We start from the raw sequence: 3,244 nt of genomic DNA on the forward strand, positions 1-3,244 counted from the left end.
CATGGTGTTCCGCTTTGTTTCTTTGGCGAGAAGAAGCGTACCAGAACCGGCAGTTGGCCTCTTCTCTCCTATGCACCATGGGTGTTGCAGTTATTATCTGAATTCGCGAGTGGCTAGTGACCAGTTTTTTAGGTAGGTTATATCTCAAGCTTCACGGTGTTGCTGTTGGAGAAAATATTAAAATTTTTGGGTGGGTGGCTCTATACCGTGGGCAAGGCGCAGGTATTGTGGTAGGTCGTCGAGTGGTTTTTTCAAGTGATACTAATGCCAACCCAATTAATAGGAAAGATTTTTTAAAATTGGCGTTGCTTAGTAGTGATGCAAAAATTTATATTGGTGATGATTCGGGCGTTAGCTCATGTGTTATTGCTGCTAAAAAGTCAGTAACTATTGGCTGCCGTGTACTTATTGGAGCCGGTGTCACAATAATGGATACCGATTTCCATCTGATAGATCCCTATGACAGGCGTTATAATAGGCAGAAAAAAGAGGTGCCGACTTCACCTGTTACTATTGGTGATGATGTCTGGCTCGGGGCCGGGGCTATTATTTTGAAGGGTGTTACTATAGGCGATGGCTCAATTATTGCTGCAGGTGCTATTGTGGCCAGTGATATTCCACCAGGCGTTATTGCTGGAGGCACTCCTGCGCGAGTTATTAAGCGTATCGACATCGAATAAATAGGGGTTAAAATTGAATTCAGCATCTTGTGTTTGGATTGTCATTCCAACTTTTAATCGAGCCAAAACCCTTAGTGAATGCATTGGCACTCTGCTGGCACAGAGTTATAGCAATATTAAAATTGTAGTGGTGGATGATGCTTCGACAGATAATACAGCCAAAGTAATCCATGATAATTATAAAGATGTAACTCGGCTATCTGGGGATGGAAATAGATGGTGGAGTGGTTGCATGAATATTGGTTTAAGCCATGTTATGGCTAATTGTCAAGCAAATGATTACTTTATGAGCTTTAATGATGATGTCTTGGTTGATCAAGAGTATGTGACTAACTTGGTTGCTGCAGCCAATTCGTTGCAACAAAAATTTATGTTGGGGTCATTGGCAGTAGATAGTGAAAATAACGATAAGATAGTATTTTGTGGTAATCGTATCGATTGGTCCAAGGGGGTTTGGAAAGGCAAGCCTTGTGCGGGTCTAAATGATGAGCCTTTATTGGATACTGACTCTTTGCCTGGTCGCGGAGTGCTGGCGCCTGTCTCTCTTATCTCCGAAATCGGTTTTTATGATGATAGACGCTTTCCGCAATATTTTGGTGATGAAGATTTTTCACTCAGAGCAAAGAAGGCGGGTTATTCGCTTTTCGTCTGTGCAAACGCTCGAGTTAAGAGTCATGTGAAGATGACTGGTTCAGGGCGCCATGCCCCAAGGCTAAAAGAGTTTTTGAGTTCGCTGGTTTCTATTCGGTCTCCTAACCAACTATCCAGGCGGCTGATATTCATTTTTAGACATTGCCCCCAAAGATTTTTAATCCAGTTCTCTATAATAGATGCGCTCAAGGTTGTTACTGCCTATTTTAGAATGAAGAAGTAATCATGTGTCTGTATGAGGGATGTACCAGTGCAGGTGATAAAATTATCAAAGTTAACTTTTTTGGCCACGCTTCTTGGCTTGTCATATGTTTCATCTGCCACGGCAAAAGCTGAGTGTCCCAACCTATCAGATTCGACCAAGTTAATTAGAGTAGATAAAAGCATTCGGTTGGGCGGGTATTTTTATGCTGGTACCATAGATACGAGCTGGTACGCCAAAAATTTTGATTTGCTTGATTTGAATGCAAAAAACAACATCTCTTTAGTGTATGCTTTGAAAGCAAAAAACAAGAACATGATTGTATACCAACAGTTTTTGATGAATCAGATGGCGACAAGGCAAAATGGTGCCCAAGTTGTCGAAGGCTATAACCCATCAAAAATGTCGTCATGGCTCTTGCGTGACGAAGCTGGCATTCCTGTGGCCAGTCATAGAGGGCCAAACTACCACTTTATGGATGTAGAGGGGAAATCTGGTTGGTCAGCATATTTTGCAAAATACGTTTCCAATGTTGTTGACAGAACAGGTGCCGATGGTGTTGTACTTGATGAGATCCCTCTTATTGCGAGTGATCAATTTGACTCATTGCTTAATTACCCTAGTAGCTCAAGCCTTCAGAATGGTGCCGTCTATTTTTTGGACACTATTCGCAGCAAGATGGATATCCCAGTGCTGATCAATGCTGGGCAACTGCATAAAGAAGATGAAAATGGAAACTTGCTCTGGAAAGTATTAGGTGAACATATTGATGGTGCATGGCATGAGGGCTGGGTGGTCTATTATGGTGCCCCCCAATCCCCCCATGAAGGGGACATGTGGGAAGCCGATATCAGTTCTGCTGAGGAGTTTAGCCGGTTAGGTAAACCCTATATTGCATCGGCCATGTTTTCTAATGCGAAGCAGTTAGAGTATGGATTATCTAACTATCTTCTTGCTATACAGGGTAGTTCTTTGGTATTTCAACCTATGGTGGCATATGATCCCGAAACCAGGGGGGGCTTTAATTTTAATCTTGTGAAAAACGCAGTGGAAAAAAATAGGCCCCTCTTCGATGTCGAACTTGGCTGTCCTGTGGAGAGCAGAAAACAGGAGGCAGGGGTTTGGACAAGAAAATTTGATAGGGGTATGGTGGTTGTCAACCCGACTACAAGCAAGGTTCAAGTTGGCTTGTCTCGGTCATATAAAGATGTATATGGCAATCAATTAAGCGACTCTATACAACTGGAACGTTTTTCTGGAAAGATTTTGCTTTACTAAGTTCACCATTCATCCAGTGTATCAATCGGTTGTAAGTGTGTCTTTGTAGTTGACTATAGTAGCACTATGCCTATGGCTGTATCCTACGATGCAGCCGTAGCCTTTGGTATTTGTGTGATGTATTTTGATTGCGCATATTCAAAATGTTTTGAACTATCCACAGAAATGGATTCCTATCTTTAGGAGATGATTTTATTGTGCGTAATCTTTGGCTGTAATTGCCGAGTATCCATTAGTTGAAGGGCTGGCTCATTATGGCTTGTTGCATGACTTTACTTTGTAAAAATGTTATCGGAGTGAAAAGTGATCTTTCAAGACTGGGACGCGAATTCAACTCCGAAGTGCAACACCCGCCAAATCAAGCAACCTGTCGTAGTTCATCAAACACGATCTGCGGTTGCCTGAAATCCAAACATTTGCGCGGTCTAAGGTT

The 3,244-nt window shown here is 42.3% G+C and carries 3 protein-coding genes; all 3 read left to right on the forward strand.

The window, feature by feature from the left end:
- The first annotated feature begins 116 nt into the window (after window positions 1-116).
- Genes PG883_RS22975 through PG883_RS22985 form a run of 3 tightly spaced genes read left to right on the forward strand, consistent with a single transcriptional unit; the run spans window position 117 to window position 2,811 of the window.
- A complete protein-coding gene (locus PG883_RS22975) occupies window positions 117-680 on the forward strand; it encodes an acyltransferase (protein WP_270808371.1) in 564 nt (187 codons plus the stop codon).
- Between the two features lie 13 nt (window positions 681-693).
- The gene (locus tag PG883_RS22980) at window positions 694-1,554 is read left to right on the forward strand and encodes a glycosyltransferase family 2 protein (protein WP_270808373.1); all 861 of its coding nucleotides are present in this window, start codon (window positions 694-696) and stop codon (window positions 1,552-1,554) included.
- 27 nt (window positions 1,555-1,581) lie between these two features.
- Complete coding sequence (locus tag PG883_RS22985) at window positions 1,582-2,811, forward strand: putative glycoside hydrolase (protein ID WP_270808375.1); 1,230 nt, start codon at window positions 1,582-1,584, stop codon at window positions 2,809-2,811.
- Window positions 2,812-3,244 lie beyond the last annotated feature (433 nt).

The sequence above is a fragment of the Aeromonas sp. QDB25 genome, from assembly GCF_027707725.1.
Classification (GTDB): Bacteria; Pseudomonadota; Gammaproteobacteria; order Enterobacterales; family Aeromonadaceae; genus Aeromonas; species Aeromonas caviae.